This is a genomic window from Rheinheimera hassiensis (assembly GCF_022436675.1).
Classification (GTDB): Bacteria; Pseudomonadota; Gammaproteobacteria; order Enterobacterales; family Alteromonadaceae; genus Alishewanella; species Alishewanella hassiensis.
On record NZ_JAKUJZ010000001.1, the window covers coordinates 363,199 to 378,972 of the forward strand.

General features: G+C 49.3%; 17 protein-coding genes. 9 read left to right on the top strand and 8 right to left on the bottom strand.

Going from position 1 to position 15,774, the window contains the following annotated elements:
- Window positions 1-96: 96 nt before the first annotated feature.
- The 4 genes from MJX74_RS01615 to MJX74_RS01630 form a co-directional block, all read right to left on the bottom strand.
- Window positions 97-306: a cold-shock protein gene (locus MJX74_RS01615; RefSeq protein WP_068236331.1), complete on the bottom strand. Its 210-nt coding sequence runs from the start codon at window positions 304-306 to the stop codon at window positions 97-99.
- 234 nt (window positions 307-540) lie between these two features.
- Window positions 541-1,530, bottom strand: coding sequence for a PA2778 family cysteine peptidase (locus MJX74_RS01620; RefSeq protein WP_240220287.1), 990 nt, complete (start codon window positions 1,528-1,530; stop codon window positions 541-543).
- Window positions 1,531-1,569: 39 nt separating this feature from the next.
- Window positions 1,570-1,944, bottom strand: a complete 375-nt coding sequence (locus MJX74_RS01625) for a PA2779 family protein (RefSeq protein ID WP_240220289.1) — start codon at window positions 1,942-1,944, stop codon at window positions 1,570-1,572.
- 221 nt (window positions 1,945-2,165) lie between these two features.
- Complete coding sequence (locus MJX74_RS01630) at window positions 2,166-3,038, bottom strand: AraC family transcriptional regulator (protein WP_240220291.1); 873 nt, start codon at window positions 3,036-3,038, stop codon at window positions 2,166-2,168.
- 165 nt (window positions 3,039-3,203) lie between these two features.
- On the opposite strand from MJX74_RS01630, the gene MJX74_RS01635 reads away from it, so the two are divergent.
- Window positions 3,204-3,935: an SDR family oxidoreductase gene (locus MJX74_RS01635; protein WP_240220292.1), complete on the top strand. Its 732-nt coding sequence runs from the start codon at window positions 3,204-3,206 to the stop codon at window positions 3,933-3,935.
- 57 nt (window positions 3,936-3,992) lie between these two features.
- Here MJX74_RS01635 and MJX74_RS01640 read toward each other — a convergent pair whose 3' ends face one another.
- Window positions 3,993-5,147 carry an iron-containing alcohol dehydrogenase gene (locus MJX74_RS01640; RefSeq protein WP_240220294.1) on the bottom strand — a complete coding sequence of 385 codons (1,155 nt, stop codon included), beginning with the start codon at window positions 5,145-5,147 and terminating at the stop codon, window positions 3,993-3,995.
- Window positions 5,148-5,174: 27 nt separating this feature from the next.
- Entirely contained in the window at window positions 5,175-6,017 is an 843-nt protein-coding gene (locus MJX74_RS01645) for a type 1 glutamine amidotransferase domain-containing protein (protein ID WP_240220296.1), read from the bottom strand.
- A gap of 147 nt (window positions 6,018-6,164) precedes the next feature.
- Between MJX74_RS01645 and MJX74_RS01650 the strand changes: the two genes are divergently transcribed.
- The 8 genes from MJX74_RS01650 (at window position 6,165) to MJX74_RS01685 (ending at window position 13,376) form a co-directional block, all read left to right on the top strand.
- Window positions 6,165-7,067 carry a LysR family transcriptional regulator gene (locus tag MJX74_RS01650; protein WP_240220299.1) on the top strand — a complete coding sequence of 301 codons (903 nt, stop codon included), beginning with the start codon at window positions 6,165-6,167 and terminating at the stop codon, window positions 7,065-7,067.
- Window positions 7,068-7,150: 83 nt separating this feature from the next.
- Window positions 7,151-8,377, top strand: a complete 1,227-nt coding sequence (locus MJX74_RS01655; protein WP_240220302.1) for an adenosine deaminase family protein — start codon at window positions 7,151-7,153, stop codon at window positions 8,375-8,377.
- 352 nt (window positions 8,378-8,729) lie between these two features.
- Window positions 8,730-8,915 (top strand): hypothetical protein, encoded by a 186-nt coding sequence (locus tag MJX74_RS01660; protein WP_240220304.1) that lies wholly within the window; start codon window positions 8,730-8,732, stop codon window positions 8,913-8,915.
- 133 nt (window positions 8,916-9,048) lie between these two features.
- Window positions 9,049-10,467 carry a sensor histidine kinase gene (locus MJX74_RS01665; protein ID WP_240220307.1) on the top strand — a complete coding sequence of 473 codons (1,419 nt, stop codon included), beginning with the start codon at window positions 9,049-9,051 and terminating at the stop codon, window positions 10,465-10,467.
- Window positions 10,464-11,072, top strand: a complete 609-nt coding sequence (locus MJX74_RS01670) for a procyclic acidic repetitive family protein (protein ID WP_240220309.1) — start codon at window positions 10,464-10,466, stop codon at window positions 11,070-11,072. The genes MJX74_RS01665 and MJX74_RS01670 overlap by 4 nt, the downstream gene beginning before the upstream one ends.
- Window positions 11,056-12,408 (top strand): sigma 54-interacting transcriptional regulator, encoded by a 1,353-nt coding sequence (locus tag MJX74_RS01675; protein ID WP_240220312.1) that lies wholly within the window; start codon window positions 11,056-11,058, stop codon window positions 12,406-12,408. Before MJX74_RS01670 ends, MJX74_RS01675 begins: the two co-directional genes overlap by 17 nt.
- Before the next feature lie 9 nt (window positions 12,409-12,417).
- Entirely contained in the window at window positions 12,418-12,774 is a 357-nt protein-coding gene (locus tag MJX74_RS01680) for a DUF2288 domain-containing protein (RefSeq protein ID WP_240220314.1), read from the top strand.
- A gap of 44 nt (window positions 12,775-12,818) precedes the next feature.
- The gene (locus MJX74_RS01685; protein WP_240220317.1) at window positions 12,819-13,376 is read left to right on the top strand and encodes an acyl-CoA thioesterase; all 558 of its coding nucleotides are present in this window, start codon (window positions 12,819-12,821) and stop codon (window positions 13,374-13,376) included.
- A gap of 178 nt (window positions 13,377-13,554) precedes the next feature.
- On the opposite strand, the gene ggt is transcribed toward MJX74_RS01685, so the two are convergent.
- Complete coding sequence (ggt, locus tag MJX74_RS01690; protein WP_240220320.1) at window positions 13,555-15,279, bottom strand: gamma-glutamyltransferase; 1,725 nt, start codon at window positions 15,277-15,279, stop codon at window positions 13,555-13,557.
- A 93-nt stretch (window positions 15,280-15,372) separates the two neighbouring features.
- Window positions 15,373-15,768, bottom strand: a complete 396-nt coding sequence (locus MJX74_RS01695) for an acyl-CoA thioesterase (RefSeq protein ID WP_240220321.1) — start codon at window positions 15,766-15,768, stop codon at window positions 15,373-15,375.
- Window positions 15,769-15,774: the final 6 nt, after the last annotated feature.

A 15,774-nucleotide genomic window follows, 5' to 3' on the forward strand; every position in this document is an offset into this window, starting at 1 on the left:
TCTGCCAACAAAAAAGGCTAGCGCAGTAGCGTAGCCTTTTTAGTGTTTAACCTAAACGCACAACAAAGGTGCTGTTTCAGGTTATGCAATGCAACTTTACATTACAGAGATTTGTGACGCTTGCGGACCTTTTTGACCGGCGCTAACAGTAAACTGTACGCGTTGGCCTTCCTGAAGCGTTTTAAAACCAGTGCTTGCGATTTCGCTGAAATGAGCAAAAACGTCTGGGCCTGAGGCCTGTTCAATGAAACCAAAACCTTTAGCTTCGTTAAACCATTTTACTGTGCCAGTAGTTGTATTAGACATAATATGTACCTGTACTAAATATATTAAATGCGCCTGATGTCAGGCGAGAGTGCTACAAGAGATGTTTTAACTTATGAATACAGGAGGAGGTACTAAATGGCAGTAACATTCGAGACTTCGCATAAATATTGAACAAGCTGATAAAGCGTTGCCAGTGTATAGGCTTTCAAGTCAGTGTCAAACTTTATTCCTAAAAGTTATAAAAATAGAAAATATTATCCCCAAATAGAGAGCTTACTCTGCCTCGGCACGCAGTTTAACGGCCGCCTGATTAACAACATCGAGCCTGCATTCCGATACAGTATCAGCCCCAGCTTGCTGTGCCGTCAGAATCTGCTGTTGGCTATCCAGCAGGTTATTGTCCTGCGGCTGCAGTTTCAACGCGCTATTGATCAGCTTTGTCGCTTTGCTATAGCAGCCAAGTTCACTTAACAACACGGCATAATTGTTCAGATACGACACTTCTTGCTGAGCCATCGCCAGGCCTTTGTCAAACCAGGCCGCAGCAACTAACGGCTCTACAGAGAAATAATGATTACCCAGTAAAAAATACGGTAACCAGTAATCCGGCCATTGCCGGATGGCGTTTTTAAGCGCAGCAAGGCCAGCATCAGGCTGGCCGGTGTTAAGTAAATCCTGGCTGGCTCTGGTGTATAAAAACGATTCTAACTGCGTACTGGTTTTATCCGGCGGCAGCATGGCTAACAACCAATAATTACCGCGCTGCCAGGTGCGTTCAAAGGTAGCAAAATTAAGCCGGTACGCTTGTGTTACGCCGGTATGCAGAACCACTTCGGCTGCATCAAGGTCGTAGCCAATTACCACGGCATAGTGCCACTGCGGCAACCAGGCAATGGAGTTGTTTTGCAGCACGATCACCGGGATGTCTTCTTCTACCAGGCTGAGTAGCTGCGCCATAGTGGCACGCGGCTGCGCATAAGCCACCAGCCCCAGTTGCCGGGTTGCGGCTGCCATCTCAATTTGTAAGGTGCCATCCAAACCGGGAATAAAAGTAGCTGGCGCAATATCGTCAGGGCTTTTACTCAGACCATAAAAACCCGCTACTTCAGCTAAGGTTGTCGGGCCACAGAAAAACTGTTGCTGCGGATAAAACGGTACCTGGGCAATAACATGTTGGCGCGTAATATCAGGCGGCGCAGCCAAGAGCTGTTTAGTTTGCGGTGGTGTCTGGCAGGCCGTTAGTACAACTAACAGACCAGCCAACAGGCTGGCCTGCAACACTGAACGGATAAAAAACATTTATCAGATGGGGCGGATAAACGGATAAACGTCAGTAATACCCATCAGGTCCAGCACGGCTACTACTACCAGCACGGTTACGATAACACCGACGATGCCACCTGCCGGCATGTCGTTAAGTTCGTTATTTAACGTATCCAGCTCTGCCGTAGTCATGGCGGCAATACGTTGTTTAGCATCTTCAGGGTTTACGCCCAATTCAATCAGCTTGTTCTGTACTTCGGCACTGTCGACAAAAGATAAAACCTGCTGTTTATTGTATTGGTGCTGTTGATTGGCAATAACCTGCTCTGAACTGTATACCCCGGCTGTTGCCTGGCCCATACCGAAGATTAAAATCGCAGTGGCGATGCTGGCTGTTATAAATTTATTCATCATGCATGTATCCTTCAACTTATTGTTTTTAGGGGAAATTTAATTATTATAGATAAGATTTACAACGCTGACTGTTAAATATGCGGAGTTTCACAGAGTAGACCATATGCCGGCCCTGCGCAACTGAGCTAAGGGCAACCGGCGCTAACGCATCAGATCCGCTGGGTGCGCCGACAGCAGCAAGGAAATTTGCTGTGTAATTACGGGTTCAACACGTTAAGTGTTCACAGCCTTATTCTGGCAATATCTCGCGCTGGCGGGCAACCAAACATACGGGCATATTCACGGCTAAACTGGGACGGGCTTTCATAGCCGACTTTGTAAGCAGTGCTTGCTGCATCCATTTGTTGCGAGATCATTAAACTTCGCGCCTCCACCAACCTCACTGATTTTTGGAACTGCAACGGGCTCATATTGGTTACCGATTTAAAATGCACATGAAAAGAGGACACACTCATACCAGCAAGGCCCGCCAGTTCCTCTATCGTTATCGTTTGATCATAATCACGGCGCAATTTTTGAATGGCGACAGAGATACGTTGTGTCGGCGTGCCTTTTAACGAAATTTGCGCGATTTCTTTGCCGTAGCTGCTACGCAGCATGCGATAGTGCATCTCGCGAACAAAGGCTTCGCTTAACACGGCAATATCCTCAGGTTCTTCCAGTAGTGTAAATAAGCGCAGCAGGCTGTCACCCATTTGCCGGTCAACCTGGCCGATAAATAAGCCGCTTTTCGCCGTTTTGTTGGCTACAGCCAGATAATCCATTTGCAGCAACAACTCAGAAAGCAGCCGGACATCAATGTTGATCTGAATAACAAAATACGGCCGCTGTTCTGACGCTTCGACCACGGTGCCCAGAATAGGCAAATCTACCGAGGCGATAAGAAACTCCAACTCGCCATAACAGAGCATGTCTGTGCCAAGCAGCACGCTCTTACGGCCTTGCACAATAATACACAGGCAAGGCTGATACACCGCAGGCATGGTGACCTGGGGGCGGCAGATTTTGTAGCAGAATACGTTGGGGATAGCGGTTGTGTTAACTCCCTCATCAACAGCTATCTGCTTAACCAAACGCAAAAGTTTTTGCCTCAAGTTGTCGTCCATATTCTGATTTACCTTTTTCGGCCGGATAATCAGGCAATCATACCGTATCTTTGTGTATCCATAACAGTGCTTCATACCGTTAGCATAACAGGCATCGGGGCAACCCGTATTTAACCAGCAGTATCTCTTGTTTATCTATGAAGGAGTCTTGTTATGACAACTAATAAAGCCAAAGTTATTCTGATTACCGGGGCAAGCAGTGGTATTGGCGAAACGACAGCAAAAGTATTAGCAAAAGCCGGGCATACGGTTATTGTTGCAGCTCGTCGTACCGACCGGCTTGAAGCCCTTGTTCAGACAATTAAGCAAGATGGTGGCATTGCCAAAGCCTATGCGCTGGATGTGACATTGCGTGACAATTTCAAAGCCGTGGTTGCTGCGGCAACGGAGGAGTTCGGCCCGATTGATGTACTGGTTAACAACGCCGGCTTAATGCCGCTGTCGCCCATGGCAGCGCTTAAATCGGACGAATGGGAGCAGATGATCGACGTTAACATTAAAGGTGTGCTAAATGGCATTGAGGCTGTTTTAACTGCAATGGAACAGCGCGGCGGCCACATTATTAACGTGGCGTCTATCGCCGCCCATAATGTTTTTCCCACCGCAGCGGTGTATTGCGCCACTAAGTTTGCTGTGCGTGCTATTTCAAACGGCCTGCGCTTAGAAACGAAAAAAGTACGGGTTACCACCGTTTCACCTGGCGTAGTGGAGAGCGAGCTGGCTCACACCACAACAGATACCGCAACCAAAGCCTGGCTGGAAGATTTCCGTAAGGTGGCGTTAAAACCAGAAGCCATAGCCAACGCTATTGCTTATGCCATTGCCCAGCCCGACGATGTGAATGTGGATGAGCTGATAGTACAACCCACTCAGTCCGGCTACTAAACTGACTAAAGCCCGGCTGCGACGCGCTGCCGGGGCTTTCTGTCCGGCAAACCGGTGTTATAGCGCCAGCGTAAGAATTTGCCGTGCTTTAGCCAGATCAATATCGCTATGTTCGCCCAGCGCAGTCATGCCGTTGCGCTCCAGGTTGGCGATAAGTTTATCAATATCGGCTGCTGCCAGGTTGTAATCCGACAAGCGGGTTTTTACCCCCATATGCTCGAAAAAGTCCTGGGTGGCTTTAATGGTTTTATCGATAATCTCATCCTCAGTACCGTTACTGATATCAAACACCCGCTGACCAAACTGCAGCAGCTTTTGCCGTTTAGTCTCGCGCTGCACGTACATTAGCGGTGGTAGCACTATGGCTAAAGTTTGCGCGTGATCCAGGCCAAACAATGCCGTTAGCTCGTGGCCTATCATATGGGTAGCCCAGTCTTGCGGCACGCCTTTACCAATTAAACCATTCAGCGCCATGGTGGCAGACCACATAACATTAGCGCGCACGTCGTAATCTTGTGGCGTAGTCAGCGCTTTGGGGCCTTCGCTAATCAGGGTTTGTAAAATGCCCTCGGCAAGGCGGTCTTGCAACGGCGCGTTTACCGGATATGTCAGGTACTGCTCTATCACATGCACAAAAGCATCAACCGCACCATTGCCCACTTGTTTTAACGGCAGTGAATAGGTGTATACCGGGTCGAGCACGGCAAATACCGGCTGCACTAAATCTGAACCAAAGGCACGTTTTTGTGCTGTAGCTTTTTTGGTCACCACAGAGTTGCCGTTGCTTTCTGAGCCGGTGGCGGGCAGCGTTAACACAGCACCAATAGGCAACGCGCTGGTAAAAGCAGCGCCTTTGGCCAGAATATCCCACGGCTCGCCGTCAAAATGCGCGGCAGCCGCAACAAACTTGGCACCGTCGATTACGCTACCGCCGCCGACAGCCATAATAAAATTAATACCTTTAGCACGCACCAGTTCGACTGCCTGCATCAGTGTTTCCAGCGTCGGATTGGGTTCTACACCACCAAACTCTTGGTAACTAACACCTTCCAGCAGCTTTATCACATCGTCGTACACGCCGTTACGTTTAATCGAGCCACCACCGTATAACAGCAACACCTTGGCGTCTTTGGGTAAACGGCTTTTTGCTTCTTTAATCTGGCCTTTGCCAAATAAGATTTCGGTTTGATTTTTAAAGTTAAAATTTAACATAGCTACTCCGGTATTCAATTAAGACAATTAACGCTGCTGTTGCAGTTGTTCTAACACAGCTTGCGCCAGCGCTTTATCTGAAAACGGGTTTTGCCCGGTGATCAGCTCGCGATCCACCACTACATTCGGTGTCCAGGCTTCGCTGTATTGCATAGCACCACCGGCTTGTTGCATGGCCTTGCCAGGGTAATATTGCAACTTGTCGCCATTTAATGAGCCTTCAAATACGGTTTCTTCAGCGTCTGAAAAAATGGTCATTTTGTAACCGGCATAAATCCAGTTGGTTGCCGTGGCCGGATTTTGCTGTACCAGCGCCTGTTGATACTGTTGCGGTCTTTGTTGCGCAGACAACAGCGCAATAGGGCCATGACAAATAGCTGCAGTGGGCTTAGCTTGTGCATTAAAATGCGTAAGAATGGTGCCAACTTCAGCGTTATTGGCTAAATCAATTAACGGCGCATGGCCACCGGGAATGAATACCGCCTCGTATTTTGCCAGGCCGCCGTCAATCACTTCTTTTAACGACAGCGTATCGTCGATGCCGGGGATAGCTGCAATAACCTGGCTGATGCGCTGCATTTCAGCTGCATCACCGGCGAAATACTGCACCGTTACCGACTTCTGATCTACTACCGGAGCATTACCCTTTGGCGTGGCTAACACCAGCTCGTAGCCGGCCTTGATAAACGCATCGGCCGGCACACCAAATTCATTCAGGTAGTAGCCTGTACTGAGTGTTTTGCCATCCTGCAGTTGCATCTGGCTTTCGCTGGATAACAACACCAAGATCTGGCCTTTGCTGTCGGCCGCCAGTGCCGTTTGGCTAAAGCTGCCCAGCAGGGCCACTGCTAATATAGTGTGCTTAAACATAGTTGTTCCTCATTAAGGTGAACACTGAGGTGAGCTTTAAAGCAATCTCAGTGCTGTTTCAGGTGGTACCAGCTTAGGCGGTTTAGCTTGCGATGAGAATTCAGAGCTTTTATTATCAGCCATCATATTTCTGATAGCTGATCGCTTATGTCGTATTTTGTGCAGTTACGTACTTTTGTTGAAGTGTACCGCTGCGGCACGATTACCCGTGCCGCAGCTAACCTGGGTTTATCGCAACCGGCGGCGACGGCGCATATTCAAAGCATAGAATCGCTGGTTGGCTTTGCGTTGTTTGAGCGCAAAGCACGCGGCGTAACACCCACCGCTGCCGCGCACGATTTAGCCTTGCAGGTATCCGCGCATTTAGACGCTGTTGAGCAAAAACTGGCCTCGGTGCGTAACCGTAGCAATGCCGTGTACGGCACGCTGAACATTGCCGGCCCGGCCGAGTACGTCAGCCATATTGCCGGTGCGCAGTTTGCCAATTTGTTGCAGGCGGGTGAGGTGAATCTGGTGGTGCATATCGGTAATAAAGATCGCATTTATCAGCTGTTGGCAGATGGTACTGCTGAGCTTGCCATTACTGCTTCAACACCGGATCCGGCAGTTTATGATTACCAGATTATTGACAGTGAACGGCTGATGTTGGTAGCCAACCGCTTTACCGGCGCACATTTGTCGCAGCAAGCCGTCAGTGCAGAGCGGCTGAGGCTGTACCCTGTGGTCAGTTATGATCAAACCCTGCCGCTGATCCGCCATTACTTTAATGCCGTGTTTAATGAAAGCTGCCAGTCGCCGATCGCTGCCATTTGCCCCGACATTCGTGCCATTGCCGGTATTGTCAAAGCCGGTGTCGGTTATAGTGTGCTGCCGGATTATTTATGCCGCGATGCAATAACTGGCGGCGAGCTGGTGCAACTGGGTGAAGCGGGGCCAGAGAATTTTATTTATCTGGTATGGCGTAAAGGGGCGCTAAAGCACCCCAGAGTCAGTTATGCCAAAGATATTCTGCTGGCGTTTGCCAATATCAATAAATATGCGGCTAACTAAGCGCTTTGCCAACGAAAACCACAGAAATTGCGATACACTTAGCGCAATTATTTGTTGCAGTAAGTGTTTGTTGAGGAGCCGCTATGCCACGTTATTCTGCTGAGTTTATTAAAGAGATGCCTAAGTCTGATTTGCACCTGCATCTGGATGGCAGCCTGCGGCTGGATAGCCTGATTGAAATGGCCAAACGCACCGGCACTAAACTACCGGCCGATACAGTAGAAGGCTTAAAGCAGCTGGTATTTAAAGAAAAGTACAACAACCTGGGCGAATACCTGCATTGTTTTCAGTACACCTGTGCGGTGCTGCGCGATATGGAAAACTTAGAGCGCGCAGCTTACGAACTTGCCATAGATAACCAGCTTGAAGGCGTAAACTATATTGAAGTGCGTTTTGCGCCGCAGCTGTTAATAGACTTACCTAACGGTATCGATTTTGACCGCGTAATGCATGCGGTTAATAACGGCTTAAAACGGGCAATGCAGGAATACAACCGCAGCGAAGTTGTGATGAGCAGCCAGAAACCGCCATTTGCCTACGGCATTATTAACTGCGCCATGCGGATGTTTGGCGATAAAGGCTTTTCGCCCTACTACACCAACCTGTTTCAACTGATGCGTGATTTTGCGCCTATTGATGTCATTAAGCTGGCGGCGATGGAGCTGGTGCGCGCCAGTGTGCGATTACGCGACGAAGAGGCTATTCCTATTGTCGGGCTGGACTTAGCCGGCCAGGAATCCGGTTATCCGGCCAGTAAATTTAAAGAAGTGTACGAATATGCTCATCAGCACTTTTTGCTAAAAACCCTCCACGCCGGTGAAGCCTATGGTGCAGAAAGCGTATTTGAAGCGATAACCGAATGTTATGCCGACCGTATCGGCCACGGTTACTCTATGTTTATCCCGGAGATGATCACTGACCCTGATATCAGCGATAAAACCGCCTATATCCGCAATTTGGCGTCTTACATTGCGGATAAGCGTATCGCGATAGAGGTTTGCTTAACCAGCAACCTGCAAACCAACCCGGCCATTACCGATATAAAGCAGCATAAGTTTAAAAATATGCTGGAAAGCCGCATTGCCACAGTTATTTGTACCGATAACCGTTTAGTGTCTAACACCACAGTCAGCAAAGAATACCAACTGGCACTGGATAACTTTGATATTCCGTTAAAGCGGCTAAAAGACATCGTAGCTTATGGCTTTAAAAAGAGCTTTTTTCCGGGCACGTATGTGGAAAAACGTGAATATGCCAAGCAATGCCTGGAGTATTTTGATCATGTAGCAAAGCGATACGGATTTATTTGATTAAAATCAATAATATAGATGTCATGTCGCAAAAAGCATACACAGTAAGCAATTGAAAAATAACACTTTTAAAATTGCACCTTATTAACTGTTGCTAAACAGCGACAGTTAATTCCCCCACCTTGTTAGCCTCGCCTACAAAATAAAATTAACCAACTGATTTATAAAGAAAATAAAATAAATTTCAAAGTTGGCACAAGGCTTGTATTAGTTATGGCAAGCGACGATTCAGGAGAATGTCGCAAGCGCAAGTCTCAGAGCCCAGATAGCTCATGTGCCTTTGCAACATTCTCCTTCAAAACGTCTTAACGCAGCCAAATCGAAATAAACGCTGCATCTAACGGAGGTTGTTATGGACTTTTTCTTACTTGGTACAGTGTTATTTTTACTGGCTAACGTAGCTGTAGCAGTAACCATGTTACGCCGTGTTAATTTAAACAACGACAGCGTTCTGGCTTGGGAGCAGGCACAAGTTGCTGCAGTACAACCAGTGGCAGTTCCACAGTACCAACCAATTTATTTGGCAAAAGCCGCTTAACAGCCCGCTTTGCATGATGATCCCATGAGTTCAGCACTTGCTGAATGTTTGTAAGGCCAGCACCCCACTGGCCTTTTTTTTTTGCCGCTAAAATAGGGTATGCTTAACAACCCTGTGAATAAGACAAACAATTATGCGTTTTTCGATTCAGACCGCGTCTTTACGCCAGTTAGTGCTGCTGAGCTTTTTCCTGGCCCTGATCCCCGTGGCGGTGCTGCTATGGCAAAGCCATAAAGCTCTAAGCGGTGTTAGCCAAAATGCCGTAGCTGAAGCCGAAACCTCGGTAGCCAGCGTACGCCGGGCAGAGAATATGCAAAACCTGGTGGTAGATATAGAACGTGCTGTGCGCCAGCATGCCGTAGTCAAAACTGATGCGCTGGCCCGTGTGGCGCGCACCCATCTGAACAGCTATCAGCAATTGCTGCGCCAGGTATGTGACAATGTCGGCCAGTCACAATTGTGCCAGCAGCAGCAACTTCAGCTAGACATACTGTTGGATAACTTTACCGAGCTTAGCAGCACAGAGCTTGAACCACTGATGCAGCAGTTTCGTCAGCAACAGCAACAGCTTACGCAACAAATCTGGCTGCTGCTGGAGCAAAACCTGCAACAACAACAACGCTTTGTGGTAGAAAGCCAGCAGCAACTGGCCTGGCAAACGGTAGCACTGGTGCTATTAACCCTGTTGTTAGTGCTGTGGGCATCGGGCCGTATTACCGCACCGGTACGCAAACTGGATAAAATGATCCGCGCTATTGGCCAGCAACATCAGTTCCCTGATGAAAAATTTACCGGCCCGCGTGAGCTGGCCGAATTGGGTGAGCAACTGCGCTGGCTCAGCTCACGCCTGCAACAACTGGAAGCCTTACGGTTGATTTTACTGCGCCATGCTTCGCATGAGTTAAAAACGCCGTTGTCTAGTATTCGTGAAGGTTGCGCTTTGCTAAGTGAGCAGTTAGTTGGGCCGCTGAACAAGCAACAACTGGAAGTGGTTGGCCTGCTAAACGGCAGTGCCGATCGGCTAAGCCAGTTAACCGAGCAACTGCTGGATTACAACCGCTTATTGCAACAAGCCAAACCCGAGCCCGACTGGCATTCGCCCCAGCAATTATTTACCGACTGTTTTAATGACCATGCGCTATCGTTGCAGCAACGCGGCCAGACTGTCGAACTCAGTTGCCAGCTAAGCGCAATTTATACCGATATTACGCTGTTCCGGCGTATACTCGACAATCTGATTAACAACGCGCAAGCGTATGGCAGCCAGGACAGCCCGGTGTGGGTAAAATTGTATCAGCAGGAACATCAGCTGATTTTAGATGTCGCAAATAACGGCAATCCTATTCCGACATCATTAAGGGAAAAACTGTTTGAGCCATTTCAGCGCGGCACCACCCCCCGCTTTGACTCAGTACAGGGCTCTGGCCTGGGGCTGTCTATCGTTGCCGACTGCGCCCGCCTGCTAGGCGGTCACGCTGATATTGTTGATGTAATTTATGCCGACGTCTGTATCCGGGTGCGGCTACCGCTATTAGAGGAAAAACTGGGATGAAAACTGGGTTAATTTTTGTGGCCATACTGGCACTTAGCGGCTGCCAGCTTGCACCACAACCGGTAGCGCCTGAACCGACGCCTGAACCGTTACTGGAAGCCGAACCCGAACAGGTAGTACTGCCCGAGCCTGAGCCGGTAAAAACGCCTTTGGCCATTGCCGACGACGCCGCCACCTTGCAGGCCTGGGTAAATTACCGCGCAGCCATGCTAAACCGCATTAATGAAGAACGCGATTTACTTAACAGCGAAACGGCTCAGGATGATGTCTGGGTATTAAAGCGCACCATTTTACAACTACACCCCGATACGCCTTACCTTACCCGCTTGCGGGTGCAAATGCAGTCGGCTGATCAACTAGCCGCTTTGCCTGCGCCTTTGGCAGCGTTGTTAAGCTGGGATCTGGTGTTTAATCAAAAACTGCTCGAAGCCGAATCAGCCGTAAGTGCCTTAACCCGGCTTAATGCGCAGCAGCACGATAATATTGAGCGGCTGCAAAAAACCAATAAAGAACTGCAGAAAAAAATTGATGCGCTAACTCAGATAGAAGCGCAGCTGAATCAGCCCACGCCGGTTAAAGAGGACGATAATGGCCAGCCCCAGTAAGCCTAAGTTACTGCTTGTAGACGATGATCCTAGCTTACTGCGCTTATTAACCCTGCGCCTGGAAGGCGAAGGTTATCAGGTGATCAGCGCAGATTCAGCTGAAGCGGCTTTACCTCTGCTGATGAAAAACAGCGTCGATGTAGTATTAAGCGATTTGCGGATGCCAGGCCTGGACGGTATGAGCCTGTTTGATGAAATTGCCAAACGTTACCCAGGCCTGCCGGTAGTGCTGATGACGGCACATGGCTCAATCCCGGAGGCTGTCGCTGCTACCCAGCGTGGTGTATTTGGTTTTTTAACCAAACCGCTTAACACCAATGAACTGCGTGATATCTTGCAAAATGCGGTGCATCAGTCAGTACCTGAGCAAGCCGAATGGCGCGCCGAAATTATCACCCGCTCACGCCTGATGGAAGAGCTGTTGGAACAAAGCTACCGCGTGGCTCAGCGCGATGTCAGTGTGTTAATCACCGGTGCCAGCGGTACCGGTAAAGAGCTGCTGGCAAAAGCGATTCATAAAGCCAGCCCACGCGCAGCCAAAACCTTTGTTGCTATTAACTGTGGTGCCCTGCCAGAGCATTTGCTGGAATCCGAATTATTTGGCCACACAAAAGGCGCTTTTACCGGTGCCGTTACAGAGCACGGCGGCCTGTTTCGTGAAGCTGATGGTGGCACCCTGTTTTTAGATGAAATTGGCGATATGCCGGTGTCGTTGCAGGTAAAACTGCTACGGGCGTTACAAGAGCGGCAAATACGCCCGGTAGGCAGCAGTAAAACTATCCCAATCAACGTGCGGGTGCTGTCGGCAACTCACCGCGATTTACAGCAGGCGATGGGCGATGGCAGCTTTCGTGAAGACTTATACTACCGCTTAAACGTGGTTAACCTGCAACTGCCCAGCCTGGAGCAGCGGCCGGAAGATATTCCGCTGCTGGCGCGCCATGTGCTGCAGCAAAGTGTTGAACGCCATCAGGTAGATGTCACCCGTTTTTCTGATGATGCGCTGCAGCTGTTAGCCACCGCCAAATGGCCCGGTAATGTGCGCCAGCTGGTAAACGTGGTAGAGCAATGCGTCGCATTAACCCACAGCCCGGTTATTGGTGCGGCCCAGGTAGAGCAAGCGCTGTCGCATGACAGCAGCTACTGGCCAACATTAACCGAAGCACGTGACCAGTTTGAGCGCCAGTACCTTATCCGCGTGCTGCAGATGACAGAAGGCAATGTTACCCGCGCTGCAGAATTGGCCGGGCGTAACCGTACCGACTTTTATAAATTACTGAAAAAACATGAACTCAGCGCCGCCCAGATCACTGAGCAAAGCGATGAAACTGAATAGCGAGCAGGTATGACAGCAATAACGCCACCCGATGCTTATCTGGCTGACGAAGCAGAAAGCCCCGAGCTGATAAAAGCTAAAATTGTCAGTGAAACGGCCCGGATTAACTGGCTGGAGCTGCAGAAATTTTACGCCGCGGGCGCTGTTATTACGGTGGCGTCTGAGCTGGATTTAGTCGAGGTAGCCTTTGCCTTTAGCCTGGACGATAAAGCCACGGTTGCTGACTTACTGGCAAAGGGTACCGTAGGGCGTACCAGCGAGCAGCAGGCACAACAGTGGTTTGATAACCAAACTGAGCTGTGGGCGGTGGTAATTTCGCCCTGGGTGCTGGTACAGCATAAACCATTGCAGCAAGAGCTGAATTAAGCTTTGCTACACTTAGCACGGCATAAACCTAAAACAGGCTTGTTATGACTGATCTCTATAAAAAAAGCGGCAGTTCCCGCGTAACGCTGTCGCAGTTGATGCTGCCGTCGCATTCTAATTTCAGCGGTAAAATTCACGGTGGTTACCTGCTGTCGCTGATGGACCAGATTGCTTTTGCCTGCGGCTCAAAATTCAGTGGCCGTTATTGTGTGACTGCCTCGGTAGACAGAGTCGATTTTCTTAATCCGATTGAAGTAGGTGAGCTGGTAACGTTAAAAGCCTCAGTTATTTTTGTTGGTAACAGTTCAATGGTGGTGGGTATTCGCGTTGAAGCGCAGAATATTCAAACCAGTAAAGTAAAGCACTGTAATTCATCGTATTTCACCATGATAGCCAAAGATGAGCAGGGCAACAATGTGCGGGTACCCCGGCTGATTTTAACCAGCAAAGAAGAAGTGTTACGCTTTGTAAAAACCACTCAACGCTTGAAACTGCGGCACAGCTACGCCGAGTTGTGCGCCGATTTTGACGGTGATATGCAACAGGCCATCGAGCAAATTACCGCCAATTATCAGGTGCAGGTGCAGCTAGCGAGCAACTAAAGCGAGATCACGTTACCCTAAACCAACCGTTGCAGGCCAGGATGCTGACAAATTCGCAAGGAGCGAATTTGAACAGCTCCGCTGGTCCGCTAGGATAAACTTCATGGATGAAGTTTATTATCGAGCCTACATGGACGTATTTACGGCGTGTTGGTGTGGGTAATGTGGCCTCGTAAGCTTAGTACCCTGCCGCCTGGCCGTCTTTACGTGATTCAGATGCCCCCACCCAAACACCGTTGGCGTGATCACGCATAATGGCCTGATAACCGCCGTAGCCGCCTAAACCATAGCGTACATCATGGCCTTTTTTCATCAGCTCGCGGGCGGTTTCGTAAGGTATGCCACGTTCTACTTCAATGTAGCCGCCGTTTTGCAGATACATGTCGCTGCCATCGGTTGGCTCGGTGCTGCCCAGATGCTGCCAGCGTGCTGCGTCTCCGGCTTCTTGCAGGTTCATGCCGTAATCCACCATATTGATCAGGATCTGCACATGGCCCTGCGGCTGCATAGCGCCACCCATTACGCCAAAGCTAACCAGCGGTTTATTATCTTTAGTAATAAAAGCCGGGATAATGGTATTGAACGGTCGTTTGCCCGGCTGATAGGCATTGGCGTGTTTTTTATCCATCGAAAACAGCTGGCCACGGTCCTGAAATACAAAGCCTAAGCCCGGCACCACTACGCCCGAGCCCATGCCGCGGTAATTACTTTGAATTAACGACACCATATTGCCGTCTTTGTCGGCAGTGGTCATATAAATAGTATCGCCTTCATACAAATTCGGGTTACCGGCATCCACCCGCTTTGCGGCTTTGTCGCCAATCAGTTTGGCGCGCTCGCGGCCATATTCTGCTGAAATTAACGCTGCTACCGGCGCCTTATTAAAATCTTCATCAGCGTAGAATTTAGCTCTGTCTTCAAAGGCCAGTTTTTTCGCTTCAACCAGCAGATGCAAACTTTCCGGCGTGTTAAAACCGGCGGCTTTTAAATCGAAGTTTTTCAGAATTTGCAGCATCTGTAAGGCGGCTATGCCCTGGCCATTAGGCGGCAGTTCCCACAGGGTATAACCTTTGTAGTCTACACCCACCGGCTCTACCCAGCTTGAACGGTGATTGGCAAAATCAGCATAACGCAGATAACCGCCATTGGCGCGCATAAAACGATCAATTTCTACCGCTATATCGCCTTTATAAAAGGCGTCACGGCCATCTTTCGCCAGCACTTTAAAGGTATTGGCCAGCGCCGGGTTTTTAAACATTTCGCCTTTGGCCGGCGCTTTACCGTTAATGGTAAAAGTGCCGCTGAAATCGCCCGGTTGCTGGCTTAACACCGGCACACTGCGATCCCAGTAATACGCAATTAACTCGCTTACCGGAAAACCGTTTTCAGCATAACCGATAGCTGGCTGTAAAATTTCTGCCATTGGCATGCTGCCAAATTTCTGGTGCAGCTCAAACCAACCATCAACTGCGCCGGGAACGCTTATCGGCAACATGCCATGCGGCGGTAAGTCGGTGCGGTCAAGCTTTTGTAACTCATGCGCAAGCATTTCATAACTTAAACTCAGCGGCGAACGGCCTGAGGCGTTTAAACCATGTAACTTTTGTGTTTTGGCATCCCAAACAATGGCGTATAAATCACCGCCGATGCCATTGCCGGTAGGCTCCATCAGCCCCAGTGCGGCATTGGCCGCAATGGCGGCGTCAATTGCATTGCCACCACGGCGCATAATATCCAGTGCAATTTGCGTTGCTAACGGCTGGCTGGTGGCCGCCATAACATTTGGGGCGATCACTTCAGAGCGACTGGCAAACTGGGCGCCGGTAATGCGGTCGTAGCCCTGGGCATTACCGGCCAAAACCAGGCTTACGCCAACAGCCACACCGATTAACAAGCTTTTCATAGCACACTCCGCAAAATTATTATTGTTCGACCTTACTCAGCCTGCGGCTACCATACCAGAGCTTTACGACCAGTGAAACGTAGCCTGCGATGTTTACGCTTTATACTGATGCTGGTTAAGCTGTTGTTTTTGCTCTGCACTAATAGCCACCGCTTTATTAGCTGCATAATCAAACTGCACCAATACTGCCGTACCCGACACCGTTTTTACACCATGCTGCCAGGCTTCCTGATACACATCAAAAGAGCTGCCGCCAATACGGCTGATGTAAGTGCGGATTTCAACATCAGCGCCGTAATGCGTTTGGGCATGGTAATCCAGCTTTACGCTGGCAATAATCAGCGGCCACTGACGTAAATTAAGCTCTGGTGTAAAAATTTTGAAAACATCTTGTCTTGCGCCTTCAAACCAGACCGCAAACACAGTATTGTTGATATGCCCCAGCGCATCCGTGTCAGAGAAACGCGGAGAAATAATCTCTTGCCACATAAAGGT